This window comes from Escherichia sp. MOD1-EC7003 (assembly GCF_002965065.1).
GTDB lineage: Bacteria > Pseudomonadota > Gammaproteobacteria > Enterobacterales > Enterobacteriaceae > Escherichia.
Window position 1 is genome coordinate 1 of sequence record NZ_PTRE01000293.1, and the last position, 900, is coordinate 900.

The following is a 900-nucleotide window of genomic DNA, read 5'->3' on the forward strand; positions in this document are numbered from 1 at the left end:
AAAACCTACCAGAATATGGTGTTGGTTTATTAGCGCTGATTTATGGGGATCCCTCAGCGCTTCAGCCCCGTAAAACGCATCTGACTTCCGCACAGCACGCACTTCAGCGGGTCAACCTTCAGTAACCTCTGATACATCCCTCTCCAGGTCATTTGCTTCGCCGTTTTTCTCACTGTCTCCGTTATGATGTACACCACTTCTTCCAGTAACCGCCGTTTCGCCGGACTCAGAAAACCGTAGTACCTCACCATACGGAACCCTTTATCCGCCACATGCCAGGAGAACCTTTCCATGAACTCATCACCACTCATCAACAGGTATTCTTCACGTCGTGTGCGGTGACTGTTGTAACGCAGACCGATTTCATCCTGACCGGCATAATGCTCCAGGCGGCTCAACGGCACCGGCGGCTTTTTCAGGTAAGAGCCGAAGTACACCGCCACATGGGCGGCGTTACCCATCACACGGGATACGTTGACATTCCAGCCACGGCGGTAATGCGTGTCCAGGAAGCGATTCCATTCCCGTTTACAGCTTCCTTCAGCAGCCAGCTCATCCGGTATCACCAGCTCCGGGTATTTTCGGGACAGTAACCGCGTTATCCGGTAACGCCACATGCTCATCACCTTACGGGCGTAAAAATGAAGGTTTTTCCAGGTGTGACCTGACGTCACACCTCCGGCAGTTGTCGATAAATGGATATGTGGATGCCACTGCTGGTCACGCCCCCATGTGTGGATTACCGTGAATATCCCCGGCTCCACATCCGCCTGGCGGCAGATTTCCAGTATCACATCCGCAGCAATACGGCTCATCTTTGCCAGTAACCACCGGTTGTGGGTAAGCGCATCATTTAAACCGTCTTTCGCCTCCCTTTCCTGTTTCCGATACTAATGTCCA

General features: G+C 52.6%; 1 pseudogene. It reads right to left on the reverse strand.

The features are described 5' to 3' along the window. Positions 1–56 precede the first annotated feature (56 nt). Positions 57–839, reverse strand: a pseudogene (locus A7090_RS25425) (IS91 family transposase); the annotation flags it as partial. Positions 840–900: the final 61 nt, after the last annotated feature.